This window comes from Gracilibacillus sp. D59 (genome assembly GCF_052246695.1).
Classification (GTDB): Bacteria; Bacillota; Bacilli; order Bacillales; family Amphibacillaceae; genus Gracilibacillus.
The window spans coordinates 372,722-387,130 of sequence record NZ_JBQQCK010000003.1 but is presented as its reverse complement, the minus strand read 5'-3'; the positions used below and the strand labels follow the sequence as shown (position 1 = coordinate 387,130).

The following is a 14,409-nucleotide window of genomic DNA, read 5'->3' as shown; positions in this document are numbered from 1 at the left end:
ATCGAATAGTGTTCGATATCGTTTGTTTTTTTCATTCATGCATAAGAGGTGAATAATGTGTATGAACTGATTTTTTATCAAGTGGTAATATTGACATGTTTTTACTGCTAAAAACGCTCCGGCTGCCACTTCCCTTTCAGTGGGGTTTTTCCTTCAGCTAACTTTTCCAAGCAAAAACCGCTTAGAAAAGTGGATCTTCAGGTAAAACGGTCCCAGAGGAGTTGAAGTGGGCGGCCTCCACTAGATAGGGTTCTACAATATTTGCAGGAAGCTAACAGTTTGAGTTGTTGAAGTAAGTACGTGATTCATAACAGCGTTTTTCTTCGAATTTATAAGAATGTAGATCGTTTGCGACAGTAAATGTCTTTGCTTTTCATTTCAACAATGGCAATCTTCTATTGCTTGAATTATAGAGTATCATTGCCGTCATGTTTTTTCATGCTAAAGGTGTAGAGTATTCATATAGCGGAGGCCGTCCGCTTCAACTCCTACGGGATGATTTTCTCCTAAGATCCACTTTGGTAAGCGTATTTTGCTTGCCAAAGTTAGCTTAGGAGAAAATCCCGTGGAAAGGGGAGCGGACAGCCGGAGCGCTTGCTTAACACCAAGCATCATTTCAAAATGACCACATAGTTAATGAACAATATTCTCTTTGTGTGCATCAATATATATGCATCATTCGTTTTTAGAGTAGAGAATAATGTTTATGTCCCAGACTCTTCCTTTCTCAATTGATCCATTTCTTTTTTGATTCGTGGTAAATCATTAGATAAAAAACGTACTAAATAGCCGGAATTGCGCAATCTGGTGATACTTACCTGGTGATCCGCTGATGAATGATTCCACATTTCTTCGTCCAATTCTATTTCTTTATCTATTAACCAGACACTTGCAATATAATGAAAATCTCCCATTACCCCAAAATGCTTCACATCTTGTTTACTCGGCTCAAAGCGCAAGCCGTCATAAACAAGGCAATCATCCTCCATCCACACTTCTAACTGTGTATGGCACTTATCAAACGTGAACCGTTCCCCTCGTTTTTCCCGTCCAGGATATAAAATTTCTTCCCAGTAAAAGCGACTACTTTCTTTCATATTTACCTTCGTATGACTGTGGAATTCACTTTCCGCAAAAGGAATCACTTCTTCTCTCTTCCATCTCAATGAAGCTTGTTCTGATAATTCGATATCGATTTGTTGTTTACTCGGGTTTCCGTTATAAGCTGGATACACTTTGGTCGCAGCCTGGGGATGCAAGGTTACATTGGTACCCGAGTCTAAGCGAACATTATATACATTCGTATCTCCAGCTACAAGTCCCCCTGATGATTCCATCAAATAAACCGTCATATCATCTGGGTTATCGACATACAAACCCCTACTAGCTTTCAAAGGTGGTTGATAATAAACATCTTTCATTATGGTCTTCTGATTGCGCAATGCAAAATAAAGGTCAAGTTTTCCATCCATTTACGATACTTCGCTTCCTTCTAATAACATGGCATGCTGAATCCACTGAATTACTTCAGGGATACCATCACCTTTTTTCACATTAGTAAAAACAAACGGGCGCTCTTTACGTGCTTCTTTCGCATCTATTTTCATTTTATTGAGATCTACTTCCACGTAAGGCGCCAGATCAATTTTGTTCACGAGTAAAAGGTCTGACCTCGTTACACCTGGACCTCCTTTTCTCGGTATGTCGCCACCCTCCGCTACATCAATCACATAAATATAACCATCTACTAGCTCCGGGCTGAATGTCGCCGATAAATTATCTCCCCCACTTTCCAAGAGAATAATATCAAGATCATCGAAGCGACGTTTTAATTCATCAATTGCCTCAAAATTCATCGAAGCATCCTCGCGAATAGCAGTGTGTGGGCATCCTCCTGTTTCAACACCGATAATGCGATCTTCCGGCAAAATTCCTTGTGTGATCAAAAATTGTGCATCTTCTTTCGTGTAGATATCATTGGTAATAACCGCGACACTATATTGATCAACCATCTCTTTTGTTAGTTTTTCGACGAGAGAGGTTTTACCAGATCCAACTGGACCTCCGACCCCTACTATAACTGGTTTCATATAACATTCTCCTTCCTTAAGATATAAATAATCGTGATCGTAAATATTTATGTTGCATGGAGGCAAGCTCAAGCCCAACTGCATGATTGGACAGATCAGACAGGTCACGTTCCAGCACATTCACCGTTGCTTTTTCCATCTCAGGTATTAAGCGGTGAATCACCTCGATCCCTGCCTTTTGCCCGAGTGGAATCGCCCGAACAGCATTGTGAACTAGACCAATCGTTGACGAATACAAAAAGGTAAGCACTGTTGTATACAGATCAAATCCTAAATCTTTCGCATATAAACTATATACAATTGGGAAATGAGCGATCACTTTTTTCTCTGTTAATAAATGATTCCATTTCTCAAGAGACGGTGTATTACTGACAGGCAATACAGCTTTTACAAATTGTTTGCCGATCATACTGCTTGCACCTCTGGTCTCTTCTGCATTTTTACTTGCATCACATATTTTTTCCAATCGGATTAATTCTGCCAGTTCCTCCTGCTGATAGGATTCTTTTACAAAAATACCATCCGTAAAGGCAACATTTTCATGAAGATAGACTTGTAAAAAGTGAAATAAATTTTTTTTTGTTCTGATTAAATCTCCTTGAATAAAGGTTTCCATCCCAAACGAATGGGTATAGGTGCCAATCGGAAATGCAGAATCATGAATATGCATTAAATAGAGAAACTTAGTGTTGATGCCCTCTGTATTTAAATGGTTCTGTGAATCTTCTTTCTGTCTGCTCATACTTCACACCTACTTCATTAAATAAACGTTCTAACGTTTCATCATAGCGTACGACAATTTCTGTTTCTGAAATAAGACATGGTGTGTGACGATTGCCTAGTTCAAATGCGGCTTTACCCATCTGCACAATATTATCCGGATAAACGACATAGACTTTTTCTTTCTTCGTACGGATAACAATTTGTTTTTCCGCATCTTCATACACAACGTCACCCACTTTTAATGGTGCTTTTTCCTCTAAGGAAATCGCGACATCTGTACCTTTGTCCGTTGTCTTCCGGATAATCCGCTTATTCAATTCATCCCAATCAAGTTCAATCCATTCGCGATTCGGATGATCATTTGGCTGTTCCTCAATATTAGTAATTACTTCTTTCGTTAACATCTTTTATCCTCCTCAGAATAAATAATAGCGTTGTGCCATTGCTACCTCTTCAAAAGGTTCACAAGTGATGATTTCACCATCTAGTTTTACTTCGTATGTTTCCGGATCGACGTCGATCTTTGGTGTTGCACTATTTAAAGGAAGATCCTTCTTCCCGATATTTCGGCAGTTTTTTACTGGTCGCACCAGTTTCTGCAAACCTAGCTGCTCATGAACTTTGGCCTTATATGCTGCTTGTGAAACAAAAGTAATAGCGGTTTGATATTTCGCTTTTCCTAATGCACCAAACATCGGACGCATCATCACCGGCTGTGGCGTCGGAATCGATGCATTCGGATCCCCCATTTGGGCATATGCGATCATGCCACCTTTTACAACTGTTTCTGGTTTCGTGCCAAAAAATTTCGGATCCCAAATCACGATATCTGCCAGCTTTCCTACTTCAAGCGAGCCGATCTCATCACTCATGCCATGAGTAATCGCCGGATTAATCGTATATTTTGCCACATAGCGCTTGGCACGTGTGTTATCATTTTCTGCTTGTTGATCTTCTTGTAGAAAGCCTCGTTGTTTTTTCATTTTATCTGCTGTTTGCCATGTTCGGGTAATACTTTCACCGACACGTCCCATTGCCTGTGAATCAGAAGAGATCATACTAATCACGCCCAAGTCATGTAAGATATCCTCTGCTGCGATTGTTTCGGGACGAATCCGTGAATCTGCAAAAGCGACATCTTCTGGTACGTTATGATCCAAGTGGTGACAGACCATTAACATGTCAAGATGCTCATCAATTGTATTGACGGTATATGGTCTCGTTGGATTGGTGGAGGATGGCAAAACATTTGGAAACGAAGCTATCTTCATAATATCTGGTGCATGTCCACCACCTGCACCTTCTGTATGATAGGTATGAATGACACGGTCACCAATAGCACTGACGGTATCTTCTAAAAATCCTGCTTCATTTAACGTATCGGTATGGATTGCGACCTGCACATCCAGTTCATCCGCAACACTAAGACATTGACTTATGGCCGCAGGTGTTGTCCCCCAGTCCTCATGTAACTTCAGACCAATCGCACCAGCCTTTATTTGTTCTCGTTGTGGATCAGGTGAGGAAGCATTTCCTTTTCCTAAAAAGCCTATGTTGATCGGATACTCCTCTGCTGCCTCCAGCATACGGTGGATATTCCATTCACCAGGTGTACAAGTCGTTGCATTCGTACCAGTCGCAGGCCCAGTACCACCGCCAAGCATTGTCGTAAACCCTGCTGCTAAAGCTACTTCAATTTGTTGTGGACTGATAAAATGGATATGTGCATCAATCGCGCCTGCCGTAACTATTTTTCCTTCGCAGGCAATCACTTCTGTCGAGGCACCGACATCCATGTTTTCGGTAACCCCCTCCATCACATCCGAATTGCCACCTTTGCCAATTGCCACAATTCGTCCATCTTTAATTCCGATATCTGCTTTAACAATACCGGTATAATCAATGATCAAAGCATTGGTTAAAATTAAATCGAGGACATTTTGATCACGAGTTCTTGTACTGCTTTGACCCATGCCATCACGTAATACTTTACCGCCGCCAAATACACTTTCATCTCCATATGTCGTGTAATCTTTTTCGATTTCGATCCATAAATCGGTGTCGGCGAGACGAATTTGATCACCAGCTGTCGGACCATATAAAGCAGCGTATTGTTGTCGTGAAAGTTTCATCGATATGCTCCTTTCTAAAACCCTTTTTGCTTCATTGTTTCTGTAATTTCTGCCGTATTTGTTACACTACCGTTCGTGAGATTATTAAGTCCGTATACATGTTTGTTTCCTGCTATTTCAACAAGCTCGACTTCTTTTTCCTCACCTGGTTCAAAACGTACAGCTGTACCCGCTGGAACACTCAATCTCATTCCGATCGTACTCGGCCGGTCAAAATCAAGCTCCCGGTTTACTTCTGGAAAATGATAGTGCGATCCTACTTGTATCGGGCGGTCACCTTTATTGGCAACCTTTATCGTTTTCGTTTTTCTTCCTTTATTAATTTCAATTTCTTTTTTGGCTAGTTTAATCTCACCAGGAATCATCGAAAAACCTCCTCACATAATCGGCTGATGGACAGTAACCAGCTTTGTTCCATCTGGAAAGGTCGCTTCAATCTGTACACTTTCGATCATCTCCGGAACCCCTTCCATCACATCGTCTGCAGTTAGTACTTGCTTCCCTTCCTGCATCAGCCGGGCAACTGTTTTCCCTTCACGAGCCCCTTCTAATAAGTAACAGCTAATCAAAGCAGTTGCTTCCGGATAATTTAATTTTATTCCTTTTTTTCTCCTTTTCTCAGCCAATTCCCCAGCTAAAAAAAGTAGTAATTTCTCCTGTTCAACAGGTGATAACTTCATGAAGATCCCTCCTTAAACACTTAAGTAACGATAAACCTCATCATCTTCCACCTGGTCGATTGGATTCTCGTATACTATTGAACCATGATCAATTACATATAAATAATCAGCTACACTTTTGACGAAATCTAAATTTTGCTCTACGAGAATCATCGATGTAGCAGATGTATTTTTTATATCTACAATAACGTCCTGAATCTCCTGAACAATATTCGGTTGGATCCCTTCTGTCGGTTCATCCAATAACAAAAAAGATGGATGAGATACTAATGCACGGGCGATTGCCAATTGCTGTTGCTGACCACCACTTAAATCCCCGCCATTTCGCATGGCAAAGTCTTTTAAGATCGGAAAATAATCGTATATTTTCTCATCTATCTTTTTTTGCTTACCAGCTTCTAATCCAATTAGTAGGTTTTCATAGACTGTCAACTTCGGAAAAATCTCTCTTCCTTGCGGGACATAACCAATTCCTTTCTGGGCACGAGAGGAGGAACGGGCTTTGGTAATGTCTTCGGATTGATAGTGGATCGATCCTGTTTTCGGATATAGAATGCCAATAATAGTCTTTAATAAAGTAGTCTTACCTACCCCATTTCTTCCCATCACACAGATGACCTGGTTCTTATCAACTTCCATATCAATCTCTCGGATGACCATACTCTCTTCATAACCAGCTTCCAATCCCTTAATTGACAACATTCTCCTCAACCTTTCTGCCTAAATATACTTCCCTGACTGTCGGATCATTTTGCACTTCTTCCATACTACCTTCAAACAATAATTGCCCTTCATGCATTACCGATACAAGATCGGCATATTCCTTCACAAAATCCATATCATGCTCGACAATTAATACTGCACGATCTTTAGCTATTTTCGTAATTAATTCCCCTGTTTTATTACGCTCTTTCTTTGACATCCCCGCAATCGGCTCATCTAATAAGACAATATCTGGTTCCTGCATTAATACCATCGCAATTTCCAACCACTGTTTTTGACCATGAGCCAAAGAGCCCGCTAGTTGATCCTGTACTTCTTTCAAACCGATTAATTCAAGCATGTCATTGATCTTCTTTTTTTGTTCATTTGTCCATTTTGCCTTGATCATCGAAAATAGATTTTTCTTCTGCTTCATTGCGATTTCCAAGTTATCTGTCACCGTCAAGTTGTGAAAAATCGATGGAGCCTGGAATTTTCTTGAGATACCTTGATGAACAATTTGATCTTCCGTTAATTTGGATAGTTCTTTTCTGTCCTGTAAATTAATTTCTCCATTCGTTGCTTTTGTTTTACCACAAACAACATCGAGTAAAGTTGTTTTCCCAGCCCCATTCGGTCCGATCACAAAATGAACAGAATTTGGTTGAACCGTAAAATCTAACTGATTAATTGCTTTAAACCCACTAAAGTCAACTATAACTTTTTTCAACTTCAACACTGCTTGAGACATCTTGTTTTTTCCTCCGATCGCTCCATTTTTCAAATAAACCAGTTATACCTTTAGGCAGGAAGACGACAACAAGTACGAACAATAATCCTAAGAAATAAGTCCATACTTCTGGGTATGATTCACTGAATCCTGTTTTTGCTGCATTGACAAGTACAGCTCCAATTACCGGACCAATTAACGTACCGCGTCCACCTAACGCTACCCATAACACCATTTCAATCGACGGAATAATGCCAATCATAGTTGGTGAAATAATCCCAACTTGCAACACAAATAGCATCCCGGCAAGTCCTGCTATCGCAGCTGATAAAGTATAAATAAATGTTTTATAGGCAGATGGATTGTAACCAAGAAATCGCATGCGGTTTTCACCGTCACGAATACCGACGAGTATTTTTCCGAACCGCCCTTTAATAAGCTTACGGCAAGCAAAAAACACCAGACCTAACACGACTACCGTAATTAAATAAAAAGCTGTCTGTGTAGAAGCCGAGTTAACCTGAAAACCAAATAGTGTCTTAAAGTTAGTTAAACCACTTGTACCACCAGTAAGGTTTTGGCTCCCGACAAATAACGTCACAACGACTAAGACAAGTGCTTGTGACAAAATCGTAAAATAAACACCACTTATCCGATTTCGGAAAGTTAAGTAACCTAGAAATAAAGCAACCATTGCTGGAACCAATATTCCTAGTAAAATTGCGATGAATGGATATTGAAACGGAAGCCATATCAGTGGAAGCTCACTCATTCCACTCCACGCCATGAAATCCGGTAATGTTCCACCCGTTGCTTCTAGCTTTAAATACATTGCCATACAATAAGCACCTAAACCAAAGAAAATCCCATGCCCCAAGCTTAGAACACCTGTGTAACCCCACAATAAGTCTAAACCGATTGCCAGAATAGCAAATGCTAGAAACTTCCCAAGCAAATTCAAACGAAAGTCTGACATAAAAAGTGGAGCTGCCAATAACAACAGAAAAATCAAACTAAAAATGATTCTCCGACTTAATAGTTTTTGATAAATCGTATTTTGCATGATTCAACGCTCCTAATTTTTAATCTAGTGATCTTGAACGTGACATAACAAGACCTGATGGCCGCCATTGTAAAAAGGCAATAATGACTACGAATATTAATACTTTACCTAATGTTGCATTTGTGACATATTCAAAAATCGTATTTAAAATCCCAATACCGAATGCTCCTGAAACAGCACCAAATAGTGCTCCAACTCCACCAACAACAACGACCATAAAGGCATCAATAATATAACTTGTTCCTATTGTTGGACCTATAGCACCTAATAACGTCAACGCACAGCCAGCAACACCAGCGAAACCAGAACCAATTGCAAATGTCAGCATATCTACTTTTCTAGTAGAAACACCTAAACATTCTGCCATTTGTCGATTTTGCATAACTGCTCTTACTCTTCTACCACTTGCTGTTCGGTAAAAATAATAATAAATACTGAATAAACAAACGATCGACAATCCTAAAATAAACAACCTAGAAAACGGTAGAATTAACGAGCCAACTTCTAATCCTCCTGTTAAAAAGGAGGGACTTGTTACCCCTACATTCGGTGCCCCGAAAATCGATCTTGCAGTTTGTTGTAAAATAAGCCCGACACCCCATGTAGCTAGTAAACTATCTAGTGGACGCTTATATAAATGGCGAATTAATGATACTTCTAACAGCATACCGATACCTGCTGCCACAATAAGCGCTACTGGAATCGATATAATAAAATACAAATCGAAATATTCCGGTGGAGCATAATTAACAAAAAGATTCTGTATAACGTAAGTGATATAAGCACCAACCATGATTAATTCACCATGTGCCATATTAATGACATTCATCAAGCCAAATGTAATGGCAAGTCCTAATGCTATCAAAAGCAGGATCGAACCAAGACTTATTCCGTTAAATAAGGTTATAATAATTTCATTCAATCCAAACAATCCTTTCCTTTATGAAACAAGAAGTGGGGACTTAGCCCAACACCCTCATTCATCTTATTAACTGCCAATTCATGTATTTTTTTATAACATTTGATGTGAACTTTAATGTAAAAATTTTTAATTTATAGAGTGAGATTTCCATCAGTGGGGGAGCCCCTACTGATGGATAAAGTACCCCTTTTTATTCGGCTAATGATTCACTTAAATCTGATGCCCAATCGTATTCTTCTAAATAAGGATCTGGCTTGACAGGTTCTTTTGAATGCCACAACTCTGTAATCATACCGTCACTCTGTACTTCACCAATTCTCACTGTCTTGTACACGTGTTGATTGTCACCATCAATCGTTACCTTTCCGTTTGGTGCATCAAATGTAATTCCCTTTGCCGCTTCTCTTACTGCATCCACATCGGTTGTTCCAGCCTTTTCTACTGCTTTCGCCCATAAGTAAACACCGAAATATCCAGCTTCAATTGGATCTGCAGTTACCGCATCTTCTCCGTATTCCGCTTTATAATTAGCAACAAATTCTTCATTTTCAGGTGTATCCGTTGTTTGGTAATAGTTCCAGCTTGTTAAATGTCCTTCAATTACATCTGCGCCAATACCTTTAATTTCTTCTTCAGCAACACTTACAGATAAAACCGTCATATCATCTGATGTAATTCCTGCGTCTTGTAATTGTTTAAAGAAAGCAACGTTACTGTCACCATTTAACGTGTTGAAAATAACATCTGGATTTTCACTTTTGATTTTTGCAATGACCGTATTGTAATCTGTATGTCCTAATGGTGTATATTCTTCACCGACTAATTCTGCACCTTCATTATCTAACTGTGCCTTAATAGCTGCGTTTGCAGTTCTTGGGAATACATAATCACTTCCTAAAAGAAAGAAAGAATCTCCTCTATTTTTTAACAACCAATTTACTGCCGGTACGATTTGCTGGTTTGGTGCTGCCCCTGTATAGAAGATGTTTGGTGAATCTTCCATTCCTTCATATTGGACTGGATAGAATAATAAACCATTATGTTCTTCGACAACTGGTAACATCGCTTTACGACTTGCTGATGTCCAACCACCAAAAATCGTAGCTACTTCATCTTGTTGTAATAATTTACTTGCTTTTTCAGCGAACGTCGGCCAGTCTGAAGCACCATCTTCGATCACTGGCTCTAATTGCTTACCAAGCACACCACCATTTTCATTAATTTCTTTAATCGCAAGAAGTTCTGCTTGTTGTACAGAAGTTTCACTAATTGCCATTGTTCCACTTAATGAGTGTAAGACCCCTACTTTGATCGTATCCCCATCACTTTCCTCATTACTTTCGCTTTCCTCTGTTGTTTCCGTTTCCTCTCCTTCTTCTGGATCTGTAGCATTTGCTGCATTATCAGCTGCTGAACATGCCACCATAAAGATTACAAGTAACCCTAAAATTAATAGATAGAAAAAATTGCTCTTTTTCATTTTCCTGCCCCCATCCGTGTTTTTATTGATCTACAAAGATAAGGCTAGCAAATTAAAAAAATCTAATCTAATAGTGTGTTAGGTTTCCTTACATCATTTTTTAAATTTTCTGACATATTAGTTTCTATATATTTGTAAGATTTTAGTAGTTCGACAGAGTAGTTTTGTTAAGAAGATTCAAAAGTGTTACTTTTCTGATGAGATTTAGAGGTGATATTGCTATGAAATAAAACAAGCCTCCTTTTGAGGAGACTTGTTTATGATTTATTGTATAATATTCTGTTTCGATAATGCTCGAAAATATAGCTTATTTTGTTAGAATATCTATATCAAATAATAGTAAAGATATATCGTTGGCTAAAAACAAGAAAGAAAAGTGCTTATTGTCCATTATTACAAAATACATAAACTAGATATATTGTGCAAAGGAACAACCAAGGATTTGAAGAGTAGCTTACAAGAATAATGGCAATTTGCTGATTCGTTCACATGCTTCTGTCAATCTGTCCTCAGAATCTAATAATGCAATACGAACATAACCTTCACCTGAAGTACCGAACCCACTTCCCGGTGCAACGACAACATGTGCTTTTTCTAATAATAATTCAGCGAATTCCTCAGAACTGTAACTAGCAGGCGTTGGCATCCACACAAAGAAAGATCCCTTACTCGTTCCACCATGCCAACCAATTTCCTCCGCTTTTTGCAAGAAGGCATTTCTTCTTTGTTCATATACTTGATTAAGCTCTTGGATCGCAGTTTGTCCATTATGTAATGCTTTTTGAGCAGCTGCTTGAATGGCCCCAAAGATACTTACATAATAATGATCCTGAATAAGCTCAAGTGCTTGGATAACAGACGGATTACCGACTGCAAACGCCACTCGCCAACCTGCCATATTAAATGTTTTCGATAGTGTATACATTTCGATGCCTACCTCTTTTGCCCCTGGTGATTGCAGGAAGCTTTGAGGTTTTTCTCCATCATACCCTATTGCACCATAAGCAAAATCATGGACAACACAGATATGATGTTTTCTTGCTACTTCAACCGTCTGATCAAAAAATTCTCTTGTTGCTGTAGCTGCTGTTGGATTGTTGGGATAGTTCAGGAACATTAATTTTGCTAGATCAAGATCTTCTTGATTAATGTTATCATAGTCAGGTAAAAAAGCATTTTCCTTCCGTAATGGCATATGTATTGGCTCCGCATTGACCAGTGCGATTCCTGACATATAATCTGGATAACCTGGGTCAGGAACAAGTACTTTATTATATGGATTCAACAGGCATTGACTTATTTCCACAAGTCCAGTTTTGGAACCAAACAGAATCGCTACTTCTGATGCCGGATCAACCTCTACATCGTATTCTTTTTTATAAAAGTCTGCTATCTCTTGTTTTAAAAAAGGATACCCCTGAAATGGCGAATATTTATGAAACGTTGGATTTTCACTTGCTTCCTGTAATGCTTCTACTATAAAATCAGGCGTTGGTAAATCAGGGTTACCTTGCCCAAGATTAATGACATCATGCCCTTGTTTAATTAATGCCTGCGTTTTTTTCACTAATTTTGCAAAAAATTGCTCTGGTAGTAGCTTTAGTCGATCTGAATACTCGAATTCTGACATACTGATCACTCTCCATATAAATTTGGTACCCGGCTTTTGAATACAGGAATATTTTTGCGAATTTCTGCGACTTTGGTTAAATCAATACTTGCATTAATGGTGGTTTCTGTTTCTGGATGCCCTGATGCTACCAACTCACCCGATGGATTAATCACCATTGATTCGCCAGCAAAATCGGTACCATTACATGTTCCGCTGCTATTAGCAGAAATAATATAGCATTGATTTTCTATTGCTCGTGCATACTGCAAGAATTTCCAATGATCTTTTCGAGCTGTCGGCCATTGTGCTACAATATGGATCACTTCTGCACCTTGCAACGCTATCGCTCTCATCAGCTCCGGAAAACGAAGGTCATAACAAATAACTATCCCCATCTTGACATTGTCTAGTTCAAATACAGCTCCTTTTGATTGCCCACCATTTAAATATTTTGGCTCATCTAACATCGGAACGAGGTGCATTTTGTCATATTGATGGACAAGTTCACCTTCACGATTGAATACATAACTCGTATTATAAATGCCGTTTCCTTTTTTATTTGCAATCGAACCGCCAATAATATTAATCTGATGTTTTTTGGCTAAATCGCTTAGAAAAGGAATCGTGGTTTCTCCGTTGTTGTCGGCCAATCCATTAAGTCTGTCCAATGCATAGCCGGCATTCCACATTTCCGGTAATACAACAGTATCCGGTTTATTTTCGTTTACTTGTGTTTCGATCCAGTTTTTGATTTTTTCCCGGTTCGCTTGTGGATCTGCAACGACTACATCCATTTGATATATTGCATATTTCATGTCAAACACCCCTACTTTTTTGCTTTAATTTTATTGTAAAGCATATCACTGAGATAAGCGAAATAAATACTTCGATTGAATTTATATTCATTATTATTTATAATTATACACAAATGATCGAGGTGATACTTTTGAGAAATATTTCAGATTTAAAAGCGGATACTGAAATGGAACCTGTAGTAGGAATGCTTTATGCAATGGTTGATGAAAATTATAATCGGCTAAAACAGATTGTTGCTGGTATGTCACAAGAAGAAGTAGATTTTAAAGGTCCTGGACAGAAATACAACAGTACAGCACAATTATTAAGACATTTAGCTTTCGTAGACTTAAACTGGGTTTATAGAATAAAAGGAGAAGTTACACCAATAGAACTTGTTAAAAAATATGGACCGATGTTAGATGAAAATTACCAACTACCACAAATTAAAGGTATTTATCTAGATATGCTTCTCAAAGAATATGATGAGGTCATAAATATGATGAGATCTGTATGTTACCAATTAACAGATAAACAACTAAACCGAATTGTTGAATATGGAAACGGAAAAAAAGCAACCATTAAATGGGGCATTTGGCATATAGCAGACCACATTAGGTATCATCAGGCACATATAAATCAACTACGAAAATGGTATATAGAATACTAGATAAAATGGATCACTTTTATTTGGTGATCCTTTCAAATTGAGGGATTTTAACACTATTGCTCCAAGTACTTTTTTGTTAAAATATTTCACAAATAAAACGAATAGAAAAGTTAGGAGACGAATTATGAACAAATCTGACGGATATACGAAGTTTCAAATCGGCTTTCATATTTTTATAATCCTCATTGCTTTATGCATCGTCTTTGCTTATGCAATGAATTTTCAAGTGGGGTATGTCATAGTTGGAGGTTTAATTGCAATCAGCAGTTACTATCGGCTTTTTAAGCTGCTGAAAAATACTAAACACACTGGCGAAAATATCAGCTGAACTTCGCCACAGCAATAATAGGGATGATCTTATACAGCCTAGTCATAGTGATATAAAAGGTTAAATCAACTTGTTTGGGAATATTTATGTTTTGGACAATTTTTCACATTTACACTCCTGTAATATGATTATCTCACTTTTTAAGGTATTCACCCCCTTCTTGGACACCGTGAATACCGATTATCTTGCTTTTTAAGGGATTCGCCCCTTCTTGGACACCGTGAATACCGATTATCTCGTTTTTTAAGGGATTCGCCCCCTTCTTGGACAACGTGAATGCCGATTATCTCGTTTTTTAAGGGATTCGCCCCCTTCTTGGACAACGTGAATGCCGATTATCTCGTTTTTTAAGGGATTCGGCCTTTCTTGGACACCGCGAATACCGATTATCTCGTTTTTTAAGGGATTCGCCCCTTCTTGGACAACGTGAATGCCGATTATCTCGTTTTTTAAGGGATTCACCCCTCTCTTGGACAACGTGA

At 38.6% G+C, this 14,409-nt stretch carries 16 protein-coding genes; 2 read left to right on the top strand and 14 right to left on the bottom strand.

Annotated features, from left to right (window positions below):
- Positions 1-704: 704 nt before the first annotated feature.
- From ACTWP4_RS08070 to ACTWP4_RS08005, 14 genes are all read right to left on the bottom strand, one after another.
- The gene (locus ACTWP4_RS08070) at positions 705-1,472 is read right to left on the bottom strand and encodes an urease accessory protein UreD (RefSeq protein ID WP_443128244.1); all 768 of its coding nucleotides are present in this window, start codon (positions 1,470-1,472) and stop codon (positions 705-707) included.
- Positions 1,473-2,090, bottom strand: coding sequence for an urease accessory protein UreG (ureG, locus tag ACTWP4_RS08065; RefSeq protein ID WP_443128243.1), 618 nt, complete (start codon positions 2,088-2,090; stop codon positions 1,473-1,475). It lies immediately after the preceding gene.
- Positions 2,091-2,106: 16 nt separating this feature from the next.
- On the bottom strand, positions 2,107-2,832 hold the full coding sequence (locus ACTWP4_RS08060) for an urease accessory protein UreF (protein WP_443128242.1): 726 nt from the start codon (positions 2,830-2,832) through the stop codon (positions 2,107-2,109).
- On the bottom strand, positions 2,774-3,217 hold the full coding sequence (locus ACTWP4_RS08055; RefSeq protein ID WP_443128241.1) for an urease accessory protein UreE: 444 nt from the start codon (positions 3,215-3,217) through the stop codon (positions 2,774-2,776). The genes ACTWP4_RS08060 and ACTWP4_RS08055 overlap by 59 nt, the downstream gene beginning before the upstream one ends.
- A gap of 12 nt (positions 3,218-3,229) precedes the next feature.
- The gene (gene ureC / locus ACTWP4_RS08050; protein ID WP_443128302.1) at positions 3,230-4,951 is read right to left on the bottom strand and encodes an urease subunit alpha; all 1,722 of its coding nucleotides are present in this window, start codon (positions 4,949-4,951) and stop codon (positions 3,230-3,232) included.
- An 8-nt stretch (positions 4,952-4,959) separates the two neighbouring features.
- Positions 4,960-5,310 carry an urease subunit beta gene (gene ureB, locus ACTWP4_RS08045; protein ID WP_443128240.1) on the bottom strand — a complete coding sequence of 117 codons (351 nt, stop codon included), beginning with the start codon at positions 5,308-5,310 and terminating at the stop codon, positions 4,960-4,962.
- A 12-nt stretch (positions 5,311-5,322) separates the two neighbouring features.
- Positions 5,323-5,625: an urease subunit gamma gene (gene ureA / locus ACTWP4_RS08040; protein WP_443128239.1), complete on the bottom strand. Its 303-nt coding sequence runs from the start codon at positions 5,623-5,625 to the stop codon at positions 5,323-5,325.
- Between the two features lie 12 nt (positions 5,626-5,637).
- Entirely contained in the window at positions 5,638-6,327 is a 690-nt protein-coding gene (gene urtE, locus ACTWP4_RS08035; RefSeq protein ID WP_443128238.1) for an urea ABC transporter ATP-binding subunit UrtE, read from the bottom strand.
- Positions 6,314-7,078 carry an urea ABC transporter ATP-binding protein UrtD gene (gene urtD / locus ACTWP4_RS08030; protein WP_443128237.1) on the bottom strand — a complete coding sequence of 255 codons (765 nt, stop codon included), beginning with the start codon at positions 7,076-7,078 and terminating at the stop codon, positions 6,314-6,316. Before urtD ends, urtE begins: the two co-directional genes overlap by 14 nt.
- The gene (gene urtC / locus ACTWP4_RS08025) at positions 7,038-8,120 is read right to left on the bottom strand and encodes an urea ABC transporter permease subunit UrtC (protein ID WP_443128236.1); all 1,083 of its coding nucleotides are present in this window, start codon (positions 8,118-8,120) and stop codon (positions 7,038-7,040) included. The genes urtD and urtC overlap by 41 nt, the downstream gene beginning before the upstream one ends.
- Positions 8,121-8,139: 19 nt before the next feature.
- On the bottom strand, positions 8,140-9,042 hold the full coding sequence (urtB, locus tag ACTWP4_RS08020) for an urea ABC transporter permease subunit UrtB (RefSeq protein ID WP_443128235.1): 903 nt from the start codon (positions 9,040-9,042) through the stop codon (positions 8,140-8,142).
- 190 nt (positions 9,043-9,232) lie between these two features.
- Entirely contained in the window at positions 9,233-10,522 is a 1,290-nt protein-coding gene (gene urtA, locus ACTWP4_RS08015; RefSeq protein WP_443128234.1) for an urea ABC transporter substrate-binding protein, read from the bottom strand.
- A gap of 454 nt (positions 10,523-10,976) precedes the next feature.
- Positions 10,977-12,152 (bottom strand): pyridoxal phosphate-dependent aminotransferase, encoded by a 1,176-nt coding sequence (locus tag ACTWP4_RS08010; protein WP_443128233.1) that lies wholly within the window; start codon positions 12,150-12,152, stop codon positions 10,977-10,979.
- A gap of 5 nt (positions 12,153-12,157) precedes the next feature.
- Positions 12,158-12,949 carry a carbon-nitrogen family hydrolase gene (locus ACTWP4_RS08005; protein ID WP_443128232.1) on the bottom strand — a complete coding sequence of 264 codons (792 nt, stop codon included), beginning with the start codon at positions 12,947-12,949 and terminating at the stop codon, positions 12,158-12,160.
- Positions 12,950-13,116: 167 nt separating this feature from the next.
- Between ACTWP4_RS08005 and ACTWP4_RS08000 the strand changes: the two genes are divergently transcribed.
- The gene (locus ACTWP4_RS08000; protein WP_443128301.1) at positions 13,117-13,599 is read left to right on the top strand and encodes a DinB family protein; all 483 of its coding nucleotides are present in this window, start codon (positions 13,117-13,119) and stop codon (positions 13,597-13,599) included.
- Positions 13,600-13,723: 124 nt separating this feature from the next.
- On the top strand, positions 13,724-13,927 hold the full coding sequence (locus tag ACTWP4_RS07995) for a hypothetical protein (protein ID WP_443128231.1): 204 nt from the start codon (positions 13,724-13,726) through the stop codon (positions 13,925-13,927).
- The last annotated feature ends 482 nt before the right edge of the window (positions 13,928-14,409 follow it).

Coding starts and splice junctions, on each gene's coding strand:
- ACTWP4_RS08055 (WP_443128241.1), bottom strand. CDS start 3,217: ATGTTAACGAAAGAAGTAATTACTAATATTGAGGAACAGCCAAATGAT.
- ACTWP4_RS08010 (WP_443128233.1), bottom strand. CDS start 12,152: ATGTCAGAATTCGAGTATTCAGATCGACTAAAGCTACTACCAGAGCAA.
- ACTWP4_RS07995 (WP_443128231.1), top strand. CDS start 13,724: ATGAACAAATCTGACGGATATACGAAGTTTCAAATCGGCTTTCATATT.
- ACTWP4_RS08005 (WP_443128232.1), bottom strand. CDS start 12,949: ATGAAATATGCAATATATCAAATGGATGTAGTCGTTGCAGATCCACAA.
- ureB (WP_443128240.1), bottom strand. CDS start 5,310: ATGATTCCTGGTGAGATTAAACTAGCCAAAAAAGAAATTGAAATTAAT.
- ACTWP4_RS08060 (WP_443128242.1), bottom strand. CDS start 2,832: ATGAGCAGACAGAAAGAAGATTCACAGAACCATTTAAATACAGAGGGC.
- ACTWP4_RS08070 (WP_443128244.1), bottom strand. CDS start 1,472: ATGGATGGAAAACTTGACCTTTATTTTGCATTGCGCAATCAGAAGACC.
- ureA (WP_443128239.1), bottom strand. CDS start 5,625: ATGAAGTTATCACCTGTTGAACAGGAGAAATTACTACTTTTTTTAGCT.
- urtC (WP_443128236.1), bottom strand. CDS start 8,120: ATGCAAAATACGATTTATCAAAAACTATTAAGTCGGAGAATCATTTTT.
- urtE (WP_443128238.1), bottom strand. CDS start 6,327: ATGTTGTCAATTAAGGGATTGGAAGCTGGTTATGAAGAGAGTATGGTC.
- ureG (WP_443128243.1), bottom strand. CDS start 2,090: ATGAAACCAGTTATAGTAGGGGTCGGAGGTCCAGTTGGATCTGGTAAA.
- urtA (WP_443128234.1), bottom strand. CDS start 10,522: ATGAAAAAGAGCAATTTTTTCTATCTATTAATTTTAGGGTTACTTGTA.
- ACTWP4_RS08000 (WP_443128301.1), top strand. CDS start 13,117: ATGGAACCTGTAGTAGGAATGCTTTATGCAATGGTTGATGAAAATTAT.
- urtD (WP_443128237.1), bottom strand. CDS start 7,078: ATGTCTCAAGCAGTGTTGAAGTTGAAAAAAGTTATAGTTGACTTTAGT.